The 15,444-nt window shown below is 37.5% G+C and carries 21 protein-coding genes; 15 read left to right on the top strand and 6 right to left on the bottom strand.

What is annotated here, in order from left to right:
* Window positions 1-72 precede the first annotated feature (72 nt).
* From GKO22_RS15735 to GKO22_RS15750, 4 genes are all read right to left on the bottom strand, one after another.
* Window positions 73-1,710, bottom strand: a complete 1,638-nt coding sequence (locus GKO22_RS15735; protein ID WP_166336715.1) for a fibrobacter succinogenes major paralogous domain-containing protein — start codon at window positions 1,708-1,710, stop codon at window positions 73-75.
* 19 nt (window positions 1,711-1,729) lie between these two features.
* Window positions 1,730-2,377 (bottom strand): LuxR C-terminal-related transcriptional regulator, encoded by a 648-nt coding sequence (locus GKO22_RS15740; protein ID WP_166336717.1) that lies wholly within the window; start codon window positions 2,375-2,377, stop codon window positions 1,730-1,732.
* A gap of 18 nt (window positions 2,378-2,395) precedes the next feature.
* Complete coding sequence (locus GKO22_RS15745; protein WP_206367928.1) at window positions 2,396-2,584, bottom strand: hypothetical protein; 189 nt, start codon at window positions 2,582-2,584, stop codon at window positions 2,396-2,398.
* A gap of 824 nt (window positions 2,585-3,408) precedes the next feature.
* The gene (locus tag GKO22_RS15750) at window positions 3,409-3,780 is read right to left on the bottom strand and encodes a hypothetical protein (protein WP_166336719.1); all 372 of its coding nucleotides are present in this window, start codon (window positions 3,778-3,780) and stop codon (window positions 3,409-3,411) included.
* Between the two features lie 1,323 nt (window positions 3,781-5,103).
* Here GKO22_RS15750 and GKO22_RS15755 point away from each other — a divergent pair.
* The 15 genes from GKO22_RS15755 to GKO22_RS15825 all read left to right on the top strand — a co-directional run bounded on the left by GKO22_RS15755 (window position 5,104) and on the right by GKO22_RS15825 (window position 13,885).
* The gene (locus tag GKO22_RS15755) at window positions 5,104-5,496 is read left to right on the top strand and encodes a hypothetical protein (RefSeq protein WP_166336721.1); all 393 of its coding nucleotides are present in this window, start codon (window positions 5,104-5,106) and stop codon (window positions 5,494-5,496) included.
* A 525-nt stretch (window positions 5,497-6,021) separates the two neighbouring features.
* Window positions 6,022-6,348 carry a recombination directionality factor gene (locus tag GKO22_RS15760; protein ID WP_206367929.1) on the top strand — a complete coding sequence of 109 codons (327 nt, stop codon included), beginning with the start codon at window positions 6,022-6,024 and terminating at the stop codon, window positions 6,346-6,348.
* 475 nt (window positions 6,349-6,823) lie between these two features.
* Window positions 6,824-7,669, top strand: a complete 846-nt coding sequence (locus GKO22_RS15765) for a hypothetical protein (RefSeq protein WP_166336723.1) — start codon at window positions 6,824-6,826, stop codon at window positions 7,667-7,669.
* Between the two features lie 149 nt (window positions 7,670-7,818).
* A complete protein-coding gene (locus GKO22_RS15770) occupies window positions 7,819-8,214 on the top strand; it encodes a lipocalin family protein (RefSeq protein WP_166336725.1) in 396 nt (131 codons plus the stop codon).
* A gap of 88 nt (window positions 8,215-8,302) precedes the next feature.
* Window positions 8,303-8,683, top strand: a complete 381-nt coding sequence (locus tag GKO22_RS15775; protein ID WP_166336727.1) for a lipocalin-like domain-containing protein — start codon at window positions 8,303-8,305, stop codon at window positions 8,681-8,683.
* Between the two features lie 231 nt (window positions 8,684-8,914).
* On the top strand, window positions 8,915-9,667 hold the full coding sequence (locus GKO22_RS15780) for an Ig-like domain-containing protein (protein ID WP_166336729.1): 753 nt from the start codon (window positions 8,915-8,917) through the stop codon (window positions 9,665-9,667).
* 20 nt (window positions 9,668-9,687) lie between these two features.
* On the top strand, window positions 9,688-10,146 hold the full coding sequence (locus tag GKO22_RS15785) for a hypothetical protein (protein WP_166336731.1): 459 nt from the start codon (window positions 9,688-9,690) through the stop codon (window positions 10,144-10,146).
* A gap of 726 nt (window positions 10,147-10,872) precedes the next feature.
* Window positions 10,873-11,166 carry a VRR-NUC domain-containing protein gene (locus GKO22_RS15790; protein ID WP_166336733.1) on the top strand — a complete coding sequence of 98 codons (294 nt, stop codon included), beginning with the start codon at window positions 10,873-10,875 and terminating at the stop codon, window positions 11,164-11,166.
* A 211-nt stretch (window positions 11,167-11,377) separates the two neighbouring features.
* Complete coding sequence (locus tag GKO22_RS15795) at window positions 11,378-11,653, top strand: hypothetical protein (RefSeq protein ID WP_166336735.1); 276 nt, start codon at window positions 11,378-11,380, stop codon at window positions 11,651-11,653.
* A 1-nt stretch (window position 11,654) separates the two neighbouring features.
* Window positions 11,655-11,852 (top strand): terminase small subunit, encoded by a 198-nt coding sequence (locus GKO22_RS16600; protein WP_206367930.1) that lies wholly within the window; start codon window positions 11,655-11,657, stop codon window positions 11,850-11,852.
* 12 nt (window positions 11,853-11,864) lie between these two features.
* The gene (locus tag GKO22_RS15805; RefSeq protein WP_166336736.1) at window positions 11,865-12,359 is read left to right on the top strand and encodes an SGNH/GDSL hydrolase family protein; all 495 of its coding nucleotides are present in this window, start codon (window positions 11,865-11,867) and stop codon (window positions 12,357-12,359) included.
* A 7-nt stretch (window positions 12,360-12,366) separates the two neighbouring features.
* Window positions 12,367-12,576, top strand: a complete 210-nt coding sequence (locus tag GKO22_RS15810; protein WP_166336738.1) for a peptidoglycan recognition protein family protein — start codon at window positions 12,367-12,369, stop codon at window positions 12,574-12,576.
* A gap of 300 nt (window positions 12,577-12,876) precedes the next feature.
* Window positions 12,877-13,215 carry a hypothetical protein gene (locus tag GKO22_RS15815; RefSeq protein ID WP_166336740.1) on the top strand — a complete coding sequence of 113 codons (339 nt, stop codon included), beginning with the start codon at window positions 12,877-12,879 and terminating at the stop codon, window positions 13,213-13,215.
* A complete protein-coding gene (locus tag GKO22_RS15820; protein ID WP_166336742.1) occupies window positions 13,212-13,379 on the top strand; it encodes a hypothetical protein in 168 nt (55 codons plus the stop codon). Before GKO22_RS15815 ends, GKO22_RS15820 begins: the two co-directional genes overlap by 4 nt.
* Window positions 13,380-13,390: 11 nt before the next feature.
* On the top strand, window positions 13,391-13,885 hold the full coding sequence (locus tag GKO22_RS15825) for a hypothetical protein (RefSeq protein ID WP_166336744.1): 495 nt from the start codon (window positions 13,391-13,393) through the stop codon (window positions 13,883-13,885).
* Here GKO22_RS15825 and GKO22_RS15830 read toward each other — a convergent pair whose 3' ends face one another.
* Window positions 13,886-14,260 carry a type II toxin-antitoxin system RnlB family antitoxin gene (locus GKO22_RS15830; RefSeq protein WP_166336746.1) on the bottom strand — a complete coding sequence of 125 codons (375 nt, stop codon included), beginning with the start codon at window positions 14,258-14,260 and terminating at the stop codon, window positions 13,886-13,888. It lies immediately after the preceding gene.
* Window positions 14,250-15,299, bottom strand: coding sequence for a type II toxin-antitoxin system RnlA family toxin (locus GKO22_RS15835; protein ID WP_166336748.1), 1,050 nt, complete (start codon window positions 15,297-15,299; stop codon window positions 14,250-14,252). Before GKO22_RS15835 ends, GKO22_RS15830 begins: the two co-directional genes overlap by 11 nt.
* Window positions 15,300-15,444: the final 145 nt, after the last annotated feature.

Genomic DNA, 15,444 nt, shown 5'->3' on the forward strand with positions numbered 1-15,444 from the left:
GCTTTTTTGTGAATTGGATTACCTGTTTCTAAATGCGTGCAGGTATACATAAAACCGATTTATGGTTGACGTTTATATCGCTGTACATCGTACGTTTCTAGATTGTGCTACGTAGTTGATATCATTCGTTAGCTCAGAAATGTCCTGAGCGTCACTGGCAAACCGTAATCTCCAAAGGTTATTACCTGACGCCGAACTTGTCCAATAATGACCAGCAGAGCCTCTATTATCCATAGGGTTTGCAGTTGGCGGAGTAGCAGATGCCACGTTGAATAAACCTTGTGATGGCCATACCATAATTACGTCGGCTCTTCTTCTACTGGTTAACACTTTCCCAGAACCAAAATTAGCATTGCCTGTCGCAAAATCACCTCTGTTGGTAGCTGTTACAGAGGCCAGCAATTGTTGCACTTCCGTTCTGGTAGGAACGCGCCATCCCGCCGGACAAGGATCGGAAGCCGTTCGTACTGGAGCAGTTTCAGAGCCTGTGTTCCAAGAGTTTCTCGGTACAGCTGTGGCACTTGTAGCATTACTCCAGCTGCTATTTACTGTTGTAGCGTTGTTGGCCGCTACAATGGTATTACGGCCAAATTGATAATAATTTCCGTGATACGCTTGGGTGATTGTTGCCGGGTTTACGGGTAATGTGGTTGCTACTCCGACATTGTGTTGCGCCCAAATTCGACCATTAATACGAACGGCAGGTCGATTTAGGTAAGTAATGTTTTCGTCTGTCGGGACAATGTTCAATGTTAAATTGTAACGAACACCTGGGGTGATGTTTAGATTTTGAAAGGGCGTAAGATTGGTAAGCTCAATGCCATTTATGGTGATATTCGGAATAGTAAAAATTCCAGTGCCAGCGGCGATACTATTGATCATAGTCGGTTGGCTCGTCACTACTTGTGTGCCAAGTGTGCCATAATTCACAGCGGATGTAGTTTCTGTGCCACTTCTCGTAAATGAACCATCCGATAGATTGACTAAGGAGGTTGGGAAATGTGGCCTAAAGTTCGATGTCAGTGCTGTGATATTATATCCTGTAATACTGGCATCTACTGTCGTGGTAATTTGGCTAAAACGGTGCTTAAGTACAATGTTAAGTTGGTTGACGGAGTTTCCAGTCACAGTCAAATTCTGACGAAAATACATATAGTCCTGCGTGCCACTGACACTTATTTGCGAGTTAGTCAGTGTTCTATTAGTTGCTGGAGTCACCGTCGGAAGATTGTCCTGCGTACTATTTATGGAATAGACAATAAATGAATAGGAGCTTCCGCCATCCAATTGTAAAGCTGGAGTGGCATTTTCTTGTCCTCTAACATAACTTCTTTCCGTTACAAAATTACCTGCCGAATTATAGACTAATAATCTGTATCTAATCCCAGCTCCCACACTAGAAGTATCGCTTACTGCGCGAGTGGCGTCTTTCAAAGATTGCGGATAGTTTTGATTTAACACTGCGGGTTTGAGTTCCGATACCAATAGCAAACCGTTCGGTAGATCAAGTGTTTCGGTTTGGATGTGGGCTTCAGGATCAAACCTTTGTCCATTTGGTGTTGCTGCTCTATTGCTGATAGTTTCCTCGCCTTCAAACACAACCTCCGAAACGGATACTGTAACTGTGCCTGGAGAGGTGTCTATTTGGTCTTTCTGGCAGGAGTATAGAAGGCTTAATAGGGTTAATAAAATAGCGTGATATGTTTTCATAAGTTGCATTTAGTTGGTACTATGATATTTTATCTTTAAAACAGAAGATGGTTTCGTGCAAATTTTTCAGCTGAGAGATATTTTCTACACCTAGCTTTTTGAACGCTCTAGATTTATACGTTGACACGGCCGATATACTTATTTGAAATAATAGTGCGATATGACTAACACGATCTCCATTGACCAAATGCATAACCACGTTATATTCATTCGCTGATAGTTGATCAAATGGATTTATTAATCTTACCGTTTCCTGCGCAATATCATTCGTTTCCAGCTGCGTTGTAGTTTCTTTGGAGTATTCACCGCTAAGTAAAAATGATTTAAGCCCTACCTCATAGGTAGGTAAAGGTTCATTTACGGAAATATAACCATCAATAACATCACTCACACCGGAGTGTAGCATGATGTCATTTTTAAATTCATTTATGATCAGTATTTTAGCTTGTTTTTGCCTTTTTTTTATTTTTTTGACAATAGATGTTAAATTTTTTTTTGCTAGCGATGAGCTCAATATGATGCGGTCAAATTTGATGTATTTGACCATTAAAGACAACTTTTCCTTATTACTCGCTTCGTATTCGGTCATGCTTTCGCAGCTTTTTCTAGCCAAAGTAATAGACCCCACTCTTCTAAAGAGATTATTGTCAGCAAAAAGTGTATTCATATGTATGCCGAAGGTTTTTTACCAAGTTTGCTGCCCAGCAACATTAGTTCCATCTTCCCATTCTTCTCGCACATCGTTTGTGCTGCTTACGGGCGTAACTGTTGCTGAGCCAGCAGCTATACTATATTCGACATGAATGGATGTAGTAGAAATTTTTGGTGGCGTATAAACCATCTTTTCGCCAGTAGATGTTTTTTTCATTTTCATGGTAGGAGTAGATTCGCTAAACGATGTCAAGTATTTGCATGTACGAGATTAGGTTAGCAAAAAGCTTTCCAGAGGCAGGAAAATAATTTTAAACGATAAAATTGTAGCTGTATTACTACATTTCTAATACATCAGTTTGGCATTATGTGGAATTATGTGCAGTGAGCAAGGATTTATGGGGATGTTTTTTTTGTGATCTAATTTTGGCCATAAAAATTTAGTAGTATTCTATATAAAAAATTATATAGCAAAAATTTGTTACTTTTAATGTCGTTTTAAATCTACAATATAAAATATTTGCGTTTGAAATGTCATTATAAAGGTTAGGATTGCGATATTCCTGCCAGTATTAAAGTATATTTAGAAAGAGATTAACTATAGTCTTTACCCTAAAGCCATCTAATTATGAATAATAAATGCCTCTCATTACACACTTGTACAGGTGGACCGATACAGTTTCCGGTAGATGAAATCCTTTGTTTTTCATCAAGCCGATTTACTTGTAATAAATGTCAAGGATCAATCCTTTATGCCAAAAACAAATTGATACACGTTAGCGAAAGACCGTCTTATATAAGTCATCTAATTCACCTAGCTGAATGGAGTTAGATTAGTATTGCGTTGCCTGCAATCCGATTGCCACTATTTTTAGATCTTTAATTGTAAATGGTTTTCAGCTACTAGAAATCGGAAGAATCTTGTGTATCGTAATGCGCTATAATAGTAGAGATTGCTATCAAAGATTTTTTTAAGATTCATGGCTCGATATTTTGGAAACAGCTTTGTTAGAAAAAGAGACCTCGGCAATTCGAGGCTCTTTCGTATTACAGCCTTTTCATATTTAAGGTAGCATTACCTTCAGATAATGTAAGGTCATTTCCACTAATTCTGTATTGGAATCCAAAACGCCTGTAATCTTCGTCATCATATCTTCTAAAGTTGATGTGTACTGAATCCCTTGTGATCTCATAGAATCCGAAACCGTCTACTGTTGATAAGAAGGTTTTGTCTGCTCTAAATTCAAAGTATTCTTCGCGATCGTTTATTGTGTCAATCATAATGGTTCCATCGGATACGTATCTTTGCTCAGAAAATACAAACCATCTTCCTTGAATTTCATCGAGGTTTAGATCATCATTCTTTCCGCAAGAAGCTAATATAATGATGGAAAATAATAGGGTAGTCAAGTTTTTCATGTCTATGAAAGATCAAAAACGATGCCTACTGGTTGATAATGTAGTTTCAATGCAAGTAACGTGTTTGTCCAGACTAACTTTTCACTTGTCACTTTTCTAATATTGTTGTTGGTTAGTTATCTAAGGTATTTTTCATAATATCAACCAGGATGATTTGATTGTGATGATTAGGTCTTATCCGTCAATAGCTTTACCGTTTTTGGGTAAAACCTTTACTATCAATGAATGAAGAAGCCGTTAGAAGATTTATCTATTCAGAGGAAGAAAACGTAATTGCTGCTAATACACTTGTATAACAACCCAGTCTTTTGTGTTTCGGCTAAAATCGCCTAAACATCGAGCCGAAAATTTGTATAAGCGCTCATTCACAATAATAGAAATGTCATAAAAGCTTACAGAAGATGTCATATCTGTTAGAAGTTCTTCCAGTATTATAAGAGCGCTTATTGACAAATCGTTTCTCATATGTTGAAGTAGGATAATTCAAAGGTATAAGAAATTTAGGCTATTTTAATACTGTATAGACAACTTACGGAGCTTTTTCGCAACGCAATCGATTGCGTGAAAAACATTATTCTGCATTTTTGTAAAAAAGGCAAACTATATTTGTCTTAGATTTCCATGTGTTCATGTAAATCTTAGCAGCTCTTAGCCCCTCGTCAAAGGTTGACAACCCAGAGGGGCTTTATTGTATCCCATCCTGAATATTTGCCACATTCGTATCTGTACCTCGGATCTTGGTTACCTCAGTAGTGCGGTGGCTGGCCAACTTTACTTTGATCATTTTCCGTAATTCCTTTTTTCCGGGAGTAGCTGTATGATAGCACATAATTAATAATTGAGAGGTGGTTCCTGTGGATCGATGTTGCATACAAAACCATAAGAGAATGATACAAATCCTAATATGAATAAGGGCACTTCAAGTAGAGTTTCTAAAATGGTAGTATGAATACTGTAGGCATATAAGGCTATTCCCATTATGGATATGCCCAAGGTTATAAGTAGGTAGGTTTTCATGTTAAATTTACGTATACAAAAGTCATACCCAATATTAATCGATATGAAATACGTTACATTAACACATAAAGTTCTGCGTGGTTTGCGCGGTCAATGATTTAATAGTTTCGCTCTTGTGCTTTGGTTTTTATCTGGCCGCTCTTAATCATCTCGATAAACTTATTCATATGCCTAGGGAGCAGCCATCCTCCAAGGTTATGTATGTGCCAGCTGTAGATACCAGTTTGCTCATGTTTTAGAATATAGCTACGGTAGTATCGATTGATTATTACGCTCCAGTGACAACCACCATTCACCCATCCGACAGTGTTAGATTATTCGTTTATAAGCGAATTTAAAAAAGATGTAGATCTTTATGATTTCGATGTTGCTATACGAAATATAGAAAAGAGAATATTAACCTCATCATTGTCTGATGAGGATTTTAACGGATACACTCTCTTGATAAAAACGATATTAATAGCCGGAGATTATCATTCTAACCCAACTGATGGTAAATCATCAATTAAGTCCCGGTCTTATGGAGGTACCGCAGCGAGATTAGCGCTATCTAAAGAGAGCGCCGCTTGTGCAGTTTCAGTAGCAGCAAATGCGGTATCGACTTACGGACTAACAAGCTGTTTTGTGCCAGGTCCCAACTGCTGGGCAGCTGCTGCCGGAAAAGCCCTATCTTTATCTGGAATATATTTAAGTTGTTAAGGAATATATTTAAATTGTTAAAAAGCGTTTTATGTCTTCAAACACTATAGTTTTAATCTTCGTCATCATCTTACTAGGCCTAGCACTATGGTTAGAGTCACATTTTATAGTTATTGCCTCTTTGTGCATATCTCTAATTATATTCGGTGTTAGAGTTTTTACAAGAAAAATTGATAAAAGATAGAGCTACGATGAAGATCCAAAGGGTTAAGGTTGTATTGTAGAATGTAACTTTAATCCTTTTTATTTTATCCAAATAGTATCATTAGTCTGAGATTGGAATTTAAGAAAAGCACCTGTTAGTTATTCAAGATGCTTTGGAAAATATTAGGGAGGAGGATTTGATTGGAGAAGTATGGATATGAAAAACCCCTCGCTTGGAGGGGTTTTTCGTTATTATACTCATTCAGTCGCTTTGAAGGCCGGAGACAAAATGGTTGGAAACATTAAAATAACGCGCAGCAGGAGGCAAACTAAAGCGCATTTACTCACAACGGGCAATCGCCCATTAAACTCTAACAAAGAATGAAAGGACGTATTTCGTCACGGGGTGCACAGCAAGGCAGTACACTACCCGAAATCGGTAGAATCAAAGTAGGAGAGAAGTCCCAGCGTGGGCTACCTACATCACTAGACTATTTTCGGGCCACCGGAAATTTTGCCAATAGATTCCACAATCTATTTGGCGACACACCCACAGAATTGCATGTAGCGTTTGTTAGCAACAATCTTGCAGAAGTCTGCAATGAGCAATTTGAAGCTTGGGATAAGGGCAAGCGATGGGGTTATGGCGATGCTGAAACTTTTACAGTTTGGGATTCGGCAGGCGGATCAGAAGGTAAGGGCGGATAAGAGCTCGCACTTACAATCCAGTATACAAGAAGAAGAAAAAGAAAATTGAAGGTAGGTGGGAACAGTTGGAGAAAAACCAACGTTTTAAAGCATATACTAAAATTACTAAGTCTTTGATCGGAGATGTAACATTTCAAATGTGAAGAAATCTGTGCTTATATGCTCGTTAACAGATCATCGGGTTATGTGGATGCTCGTGAGAATGTTCTAAAAGAGATGTTATCAAATACATACAATAATCTTCCTGCTCCTTAGTCCGTAAAAATTGTTCCTATTTCTTCAAAGATATTTGGAAATAAATTGTTGCTAACTATTTACTGTACTTACAGCACTAGCTTCTAAGCAGCCCCTCATTATTTTTTTATTTTTATAGAAAATTATGATAATATACAAGATTTTCTGGACCTCACTTGTTATGGTACATCGTAAAGTATCGTGCGACCTATTTTCCTATATTTGCTGAAATTATGAAATTATGAAAGCATTGAAATGTATACTATCATTGGCAATACTAATGATTGCAGTAGTCGGTTGTTCCAAGGATTCTGTCATTTCAAAAGATCCTGTCATCGTTGAAGAAAACAATCTCGGTAAATTGATCGAAGTAAGGTCATGGTATCAGAGCTACCCGAATGGCAGAATTAGTACAAGTAAAAAAGAATGGGAATATTGGAAGTATGATAACTCGGGTAAATTGTTGAGTAGTAAAACTAATGAGACTTATAGTTACGACAATAGCTCGGGCTATCCAATAACCAAACTTTACACTTATGATACTGACGGAACTATCAGTGAATGTAAGATTGAGCAAGGAGCTTCTAAGCTAACTAAGAAGTACTATTATAATATGGATAAATCAATCGCTTCAGAAGAAGATTGGATTAATTCCCGCCTGATGGATACACATAATTTCACTTATAAAGACGGTAAGATATCTGAGATACATACTGACAATTGGTATGGAATTTATAAATACGATTCCAAATTGCAACCTGTCACTATAGATTATTTTAGAAGTGATAAGAAACCATGGGTTACCCACACGTATACATATGACAATAGAGGTAGTGTAACTAAGAAAAGTTACCATAGCTTGGAAACAGGTGAGAGGATGGTGTATTATACAGCTGCTCATGAATATGATAACAGGGAGCGCATCACTAAAAAAACTTTTAGAGACGGAATAGGGTTCGACTATGATTATGAAGTCGTTTCACAATATAACGACAAAGATCAACTCCTTTCTCAAAAAATAGGGACAATAACTAATTCTGTATATATCGATTGGATGTATATTACCTATGAATATATTTATAAGTAATTTAGCGATTTTATTCTTAGTTGACTAGTAAAAGGTGTGGCATATTTCACCTTAGATCCTTTTCCTGGGTCGGCAGTGACTAAGGATGTTAGTATGGTATGGAAAAACGTAGATGTCGAATGAACTATTTTCCTATATTTGGTGAAAATATGAAACTACTTCGATACTTACCTTTAATTGTAGTCGCACTGTTGAATTTGCTTGGTTGCTCCAAAGACGATGAGCAGTACAATACACATATCATTGGAACTTGGGAGATGACACATTGGAACGGCCGAGCTGTAACCGATTACCCACAGGGGATACCTTATGGTTTTCCTGTCAATACAACACTAACTTTTGAATCTGGAGGTGCATACTATGGTACTGGTTTTTTCAATGATGGATTTGGTGAGTATAGCATCAATGGACGCAACATCGTCATCACTATGAGTGGAATTGAAAAGATGAGTTATATTATAAAATCGATTGATCGCAATACCGCAGTTTTAGATGCTGTAATTGCAGACGATCCTACTGAGATTAAGTTGAAAAAGATGAATTAATGGATAGTACTGGTTGTTTGGGTATGATGTAGCATTACGGGAAAACGTACTTACTACTGCGGCCTATTTTCCTATATTTGCTGAAATTATGAAACTAATTCGATACTTACCTCTAATTGTAGTCGCACTGCTGAATTTGCTTGGTTGTGTTAAAGATGAGTCTTATGCAAGGCAGATCATTGGGACATGGGAAATCACTCATTACGACGGGCGAGTAGTAGCAGATCATCCAGAAGAATTCCCTCAACCTAGAAATATGACTTTTCAGTCCGATGGTGCATTTTATGAAACTGGAACTTCCCGTGATGGATTCGGTTCTTATTCAATCAATGGAGGTGATATAATAATTTATATGCAGGGACGTGCGGTTTTCACAATTAAAATAATATCAATTGATGGTAGCAGTGCATTTTTAGATGTGTCAACTCAAGGAAGTGCTGTTGGTATCAAACTCAAAAAGATGAAATAATGAAAAGGATAAAAGGAGTAGTATTGGTTGTTGTGGGGGCGATGTAAGCATTACGGGAAAACGTACTTACTACTGCTGCCTATTTTCCTATATTTTCTGAAATTATGAAAATATGAAAATAGTATTGGAGGTTCTGGGGGTGTTGTGTTTGGGTATTATGTAGGATTACGGGAAAACGTAGTTACTAGCGTTATTTATTTTCTTATATTCGCCAAAAATCAAACAAACATTATGAAATACAACCTACAATTCAAAGCACTTGCGCTTGTTGCGCTATTATTTATCGGCTGTTCTAAAAGCGAAGAGACCACCAGCGTAATCAACCAATCCGAGGTAAAATTAAAGTTTGACCAAGAATTTGCTTTTGCTTTATCAAATGCAGGATCTGTTCAATGGGCTTCAAGTGATCCATTCGTTGGAACGATTGACAATTCTGGAAAATTCACTGCGCAGCACATTGGCGAGACAACTATCACAGCTACTTCTTCAGGACGTAACGTTACAGCAAAAGTTATTGTTGAGCCTTATATTACGGATATTGTTGAGCCGCATTTTAATTATGGTGCGAATAAAAATGCTATTAAAACTTTGGAGAAACGAAACCTAAAAAATGAATCTTCTACAGATCTTCTTTATCAAGGTCAGGGTCAGAAGGAGAACGAGGTGTACTATTCGTTTTCAGGAGGATCCCTCGATGGTTCGATTTTGACATTTAGATCTTACTCGTCCCTTGCAACGGATCTTGCAAGATTCTATGGCGAGAGATATAATTACTATGGCTCTACCGATGATGCAGTATTTTTTGAAAGCAAAGATGAAAAGACAGTGATTGGCATATCAGCATTAGCTTCGATCGGTATAGGTGCCGTTTACATAAGACCTTCCTCTTCCTCAAGAAGTTCAAAATTAAAGATGCCGGAGTTTGTTGAAAAAATCAAATCAGATCAGACTGTTTTGTCTATTATAGATATATTAGAGAAATAGTGAATCCAATTGCTAATATCATGTTAAGATCTATCCTTCTTATACTTACTTTTGCACTTTATACAACATTTCATGCAGTCGCGCAAGACGCAACCGTTTTCGTCTCTCCAGATGGTCTTAAATTCGCTAATGGTGAAACATATATAGTGGTTGAAAGCACTGGAACAGCTGCTGATATCATTTCGAACATTGAGGCTAACGTTAAAACTAAAAGCAATTCCAAAAATATTACTGTTGAAGTATTAAACGATGCGGTAGTCATCAAGGATTTTATTTCTGGTTATACGAAGACTGATAAATCAGCAGGAAGTGCTTACCAACTTGATTTATACTATAAAATGATGGTAGAAGTTAAAGACGGCCGGTATAAAATAAATTTACCAGAACTGGATATTGCTGCAAACCAAAAATGTGATGGATTTGCTGTTGTAACTAATTCAGGAGTGCAATTTACATTGACTATGGGATTTTCGGGTTAGCGTGATGTATGGAACAATAGAGAGAAGAAGCTTTTTATATTTGATGAGAAAGGCAAGCTCGTCGAAAAATCCACTAAAGATAAGTTGGAAAAGGATTTATCTCGCATAGTTGATATCGTAGCGGATCAAACAAAGAAGTCTGATTGGTAATATATCAATGAATACAAAATAGTATAAATAATGATACTGATGACAATCAAAAAGATTGTCCGAAAAGCTCCTTTATAGGGGCTTTTTATTTGCTGTAATAGATTCCAATAACGTTTGCAAATTCCGAGATATGTAACATTTTTTAACACCTTGTAACAGGAGTGTAACAATCACTCTTGTTACAAAAATCACGTCTAACTGCATATCTATTGCACTTTTTTATATCTGTAACAGAAGTAACAGCATTTTTAGATTAAATAGTTGAAAAAATAAATGCAACAATGTAATGTTTAAAAATAATCAAAATTTCTATAGGGTAAATGTATTCACATTTATGTTTTTATAGATGTTTGTAAAAATAGGGGGTTTCTGTAACCTTTTTTTAATCGCCATATAATCAGAGTTTTTAAATCTATATTTTTCTGTAACCGTTATTTCCGCTCCTGTAACCTTACAATATTAGATTATTTATTTCGACATATAAAGATATATCATTAACGCTACACCTGTGTATATGTGTTCATTCAGGGTGGCTTTCGGGTCATCCTGCATATTTTACTCCGTGCCGAAATAGACATGACAGAGATCCAATTGCAAATCTCCGCAGTAACTTGGTTGTGGAACACCTATCCAGCCACACGTCTGCTTTTCTTCCACGTTCCAAACGGTGGAAGTAGAAATGCAATAGAGGGGATGCAACTCAAAGCACCCGGTGTTGTTGCAGGTATTCCAGATCGCATCTTAATCCACGTAGGCTTAGCTTACGGTTTTGAATACAAAACATTAACCGGTAAAGTCTCACCAAGCCAAGCAAAAGTACATCAGGTTTGGCAGCAAGACGTACGCCAGTCCATATCATTCGCACACTAGAGGAGTTTCAAAAGGCAATCATAGCAATACTAGGCCAGCCCATCGCAACCCAACTAGAGAAGGAGGTAGCAGCAGGATCACAACATCTGTAAACACGATCCCAACAACCATCAACCTGCAACAGTATCTTCAGCAATATCATCCCGATATCGCCCAAGAGGTTTATCAGCGTTTCAGGTCCTTGTCATGTACGCCTGAGATAATCAAGTCCGTGCATACTCCCACTATACCACTTGCTAGCGAACATTGGCAGGTACAAATCATATCAATTGCAGCAGCATTACTTCTGGTATCACCTGAGACGATCTATACCGATTGTGGTATTCGTCGTAATAGTGGGGTTGCCACTATGCTTGGTAAGCAGATAGGGGTATCACAGCAAGTTATTAGTAAGAAAGTAGAAAGAGCACGTCATTATTACACGCACGTAAGCTGGGCACGTGATGCGGTAGATCAAATTGTAAAGGAGGTGAAAGGGAAGGGGTAAGTTGACGGTAAAGCAGGAACAATTCTGTCAGGAGTATGTGATCGATTTGAATGCAACTCAAGCTGCCGAATACGATCACACCGTATTTTTTAGACCGATGTCTAGCGCATTGTCAGATGTCGTAGCGTCGTTTGGTGCTGGTTGTAGAAAAGCAATATGGTCTTTCGTAGACAGCTATTTTGGAGTCAACAACAATTGATGTATCGGGATAATGAAAGATTATGGTTGTTTCAATTTCTTGATCAATGGACTGGGCGGACAAAGTTCGGGATCAGCTAGACAAGATTTAGAGCGTGCTTTAAAATTAGGTATACCAAAATACTTATTCTGGTTTCTTGGGATGAACGACACAGATCCAAACACCTACATAACCAATGTAGAATTAATAAGAACGTTATGCCAGCGAAATGGAATAGAATTGATACTTGCTACAGTTCCAACAGTTCCAACAAGAAGTAAAGAGGTGATAAGTCAATATGTTAGAGATAGTGGATTACGATACGTTGACTTTTATAAAGCTGTAAGGACTAATTCTTCCGGTCGTTGGCATGCCGGATATTTACATACTTCTGAATCAGAAGCCGTTCATCATACCGCTTTAGGCGCCCAGGCTTTAGCAAGTCAAATATTAATAGACTTCCCAGAGATTATGCAATATGGAACAATCAATACAGATCAAGTCGGTAGTGTGATCGGAGATAATTAGGCTAATTATGAGAAAGATAAATAGAATAGTCCTGCATACTACTGCAGGTTGGGCGCACGAGACACCGGAATCTATCCAGCGCATGTGGCGTGTAAATACGGGATATCACATTCTAATTCCTACAGACGGATCCTTAGTTCATCTGGCCGATATCAGCAAGATCACGAATGGTGTGGCTGGCTATAATTCCGATAGCGTGCATGCATCTTACATCTGAGGTCTAGTAGAGATCAAGAACGTGAAGCACATCTAAGGGGATACGCGCACACCTGAACAAAAGGAGGGGTTCTGGTCGGCTATCGAATACTTCTTTAAAGAAATCGGAAAGCATCAGGAGATTGGCCATATTTCTATTGTCGGCCACCGCGATCTCTCACCAGATCTTAATGGTAACGGAATTATTGAGCAGCGCGAGTGGATCAAAGTATGTCCAACATTCAATGCAATGGAAGAGTATGGATGGATAGCCGGTAACAAGGCATTGGAGCGAATGAAGCACCGGAAAACGTATTAATAAATGAAAACAGAAGAGCAAGGCTGCAAGCAGCAAGATCAGGGGAAGCAGAAGCCGTCGTTCATGCAGATTGTAAATCATCCGGTGACTTACGCAATGATCGTTATTGTCACAGTATTCAATCTGGTATTCTACTACATCATCGATTTGAATAAAGATTCGCGAGAGGCAGAAAGAAAACTGAATGAAAAGATGCTGGAAATGCAGGGGGGATTGTATCAGCAGATGATAGATGAGATCCGGCCGGCGGTTAACAAAGTTACCGAGGCAGCTATTAAAGTCGATAGCGCAGCGGTGAAGGTGGATAGCGTTGCTCAACAACAGAAAGGGAAACGCAAATGAAATGGATAATTCTATTTGTGCTCATCGTCGCAGTTGGTGATGAGCCGCAAAGCCGGCCGGTATCTAACCAGAGTATTGCCCAGCCACTAGATGAGCTCGTTCCGCTACTAGATTCGCTGTCGTGTAAATTGGAAGGTGTCACAAAGAAAATTGAAAAGTTATGATACGAGTGTTAATGATAGTGCTGATATGCCTGAGTATTACCAGCTGTGGCATATTCCGAAAGTATAAGCGATCTGAAAAGTCATTAGATAAAGTGGAGTCTACAAAGGATGTCAAGGTGAATACCGATCTGACCGTCAAAGAGACTGGCCGTGTCGAAGAGAATACGCGCACCGTGACTAGCAGCGATGGTCAAACAAAAGTCTATACAAAGCCCGGTGCGCAAACAACAATTGCTCCAGATGGAACTATCACCACCGAAGCAGATAGCATAGTACAGAATACTAAGCAGCAAACGGATGCGGCTCGTAATATGGTGGGTGAAGTCACGCGGAGTTTAGATGAGAAGAAGGATAGTGTTGCTAAGGAGGAGAATACAGTAGACAAGCGAAATGAAAGCAAAGAAAGTGAAAGGAGGCCAATTTTTGGGAGTGTCTTCCTTATCATTATTATATGCTTTATAAGCCTTTTGGTAATTTGGTTTCTAATTAAATTTAAATTTAGATGATTATTTTATCGAATTGATAAACTCTTTTTTGTCTGTTCTAGAAATGAAAGAAGAACTAATCAGTGACTGGTTCTTTGAGAAAAAGTCATTAGTACATTTCAGAATATCCTTGTCAGGTTTGGATAATTTTTTTAGACATTTTGTAACCAATTTTCCTTCTTTGCATGGCAATTCGAAAAATCTATTATTTATACCGTTAGTAAGAAGTAGGTCGAATACTACAATTCCATTATTGTAGCTCAATTGCTTAATATTATTCTCAGCAGATGCTAATAATTCAGGCAGGCGCTTATAGCTTTTAGAAATAAATAAAAGCTGATGGTCAGATCTAAAAATCTGGAAATATTGATCCGTATGATTGTTGCTATGCTGCATAAACTTGTGTGTAGCAATCCTCTATTAATTCTGCCGCTTCATTTACAGCAGCTATTACTTCTGCTTCCGAAGTTATAATTTTTGTCGTAAGAATGGTGTCATCAACATGAAAAATAGCATGTCGGTTATTTTTATGGTAATTATAGAGCTTTTCTAATGACTCTACCACTCTTCCATCATTAATACTATCTCGGTAACTTCTTTTTAAGACAAAATGCGTGCCGTTATAATCGAAAAGGCTTCCGATATGGTTATTGCTATCAACATTATAGTCCTGTAATATTTGTTTAATACAACCTTCTACACCTCTTAATATAGGAAATACTTTGAACGATAAATCCATTATAAACCCATCTGGTATAATTATTCTTTGGGTAATAAACATCGGTAAAATAATGCTCTTTATGACATCATGCATTAAAGCACTGGATATTGGAAATCTGGCGACATATAAACCTTCAATATCTGCAGGATTAAGGTTAAAATCTTCCTTCTCCAACGTAGCTTGCACTATTTCGTTAAAAGTTAAATATGATGATAATCCCTCGATAACTTGAAATTTCATCAAACCAATATTTCCTTGAACATTAAAAGCCTTATTTGTGAAGTAGTTTAAAAAGGCCTTATCACCATACTTGCTTTTAAGAACATAAGTCTTTCCATTTCCTATTGTTTTTTCACCTTCTAATATTGCTCCACAGTAATTTTGTAAATAATCTAAAAGATTATCCAAGTCATCATCTGTAAATCTCTTGATGTATATGGATGTTTTGAGATATTCAGGGTATGAACATAGTGAAACAATATGTTCTGCTATCAACTTAGAATACTCAGGATTTGCACATTCATGCCATGATATAGTGGTCTTGCCGTCTGAAAGGAAATAAAATATAAGTAAACTTTTGACTTCATTGTTTTCCGTTATCCGATATTTCACCATTGACGGCTTGTTCTCTTTGGTTATTTCAAAAGATGGGTTGAAATTTGAAATAGCATCAATTATTTTTTCTCTATCAAGTTGCAATTTTTTTAAGGACATATGGTAGCCTTACCTGTTTTTGAAGCCTTACCGTTTTTCAAACAGTGAATAAATATAAAAATGCTCTTTAAGTAATCATAAATTTCTTCATATACAACCACGGACTTAGTCCATTTAGTGATTTATGAGGATGATTACTGTTGTA

It is taken from the genome of Sphingobacterium chungjuense (assembly GCF_011316935.1).
GTDB lineage: Bacteria > Bacteroidota > Bacteroidia > Sphingobacteriales > Sphingobacteriaceae > Sphingobacterium > Sphingobacterium chungjuense.

Excerpts from the sequence above, each read along its gene's own strand:
- GKO22_RS15830 (WP_166336746.1), bottom strand. The coding sequence starts at position 14,260 with ATGCAGCATAGCAACAATCATACGGATCAATATTTCCAGATTTTTAGA.
- GKO22_RS15765 (WP_166336723.1), top strand. The coding sequence starts at position 6,824 with ATGAAAGCATTGAAATGTATACTATCATTGGCAATACTAATGATTGCA.
- GKO22_RS15745 (WP_206367928.1), bottom strand. The coding sequence starts at position 2,584 with ATGAAAATGAAAAAAACATCTACTGGCGAAAAGATGGTTTATACGCCA.
- GKO22_RS15835 (WP_166336748.1), bottom strand. The coding sequence starts at position 15,299 with ATGTCCTTAAAAAAATTGCAACTTGATAGAGAAAAAATAATTGATGCT.
- GKO22_RS15775 (WP_166336727.1), top strand. The coding sequence starts at position 8,303 with ATGAAACTAATTCGATACTTACCTCTAATTGTAGTCGCACTGCTGAAT.
- GKO22_RS15825 (WP_166336744.1), top strand. The coding sequence starts at position 13,391 with ATGATAGTGCTGATATGCCTGAGTATTACCAGCTGTGGCATATTCCGA.
- GKO22_RS15780 (WP_166336729.1), top strand. The coding sequence starts at position 8,915 with ATGAAATACAACCTACAATTCAAAGCACTTGCGCTTGTTGCGCTATTA.
- GKO22_RS15820 (WP_166336742.1), top strand. The coding sequence starts at position 13,212 with ATGAAATGGATAATTCTATTTGTGCTCATCGTCGCAGTTGGTGATGAG.
- GKO22_RS15785 (WP_166336731.1), top strand. The coding sequence starts at position 9,688 with ATGTTAAGATCTATCCTTCTTATACTTACTTTTGCACTTTATACAACA.
- GKO22_RS15815 (WP_166336740.1), top strand. The coding sequence starts at position 12,877 with ATGAAAACAGAAGAGCAAGGCTGCAAGCAGCAAGATCAGGGGAAGCAG.
- GKO22_RS15750 (WP_166336719.1), bottom strand. The coding sequence starts at position 3,780 with ATGAAAAACTTGACTACCCTATTATTTTCCATCATTATATTAGCTTCT.
- GKO22_RS15760 (WP_206367929.1), top strand. The coding sequence starts at position 6,022 with ATGAAAGGACGTATTTCGTCACGGGGTGCACAGCAAGGCAGTACACTA.
- GKO22_RS15805 (WP_166336736.1), top strand. The coding sequence starts at position 11,865 with ATGAAAGATTATGGTTGTTTCAATTTCTTGATCAATGGACTGGGCGGA.
- GKO22_RS15770 (WP_166336725.1), top strand. The coding sequence starts at position 7,819 with ATGAAACTACTTCGATACTTACCTTTAATTGTAGTCGCACTGTTGAAT.
- GKO22_RS15735 (WP_166336715.1), bottom strand. The coding sequence starts at position 1,710 with ATGAAAACATATCACGCTATTTTATTAACCCTATTAAGCCTTCTATAC.
- GKO22_RS15790 (WP_166336733.1), top strand. The coding sequence starts at position 10,873 with ATGACAGAGATCCAATTGCAAATCTCCGCAGTAACTTGGTTGTGGAAC.
- GKO22_RS15810 (WP_166336738.1), top strand. The coding sequence starts at position 12,367 with ATGAGAAAGATAAATAGAATAGTCCTGCATACTACTGCAGGTTGGGCG.
- GKO22_RS15740 (WP_166336717.1), bottom strand. The coding sequence starts at position 2,377 with ATGAATACACTTTTTGCTGACAATAATCTCTTTAGAAGAGTGGGGTCT.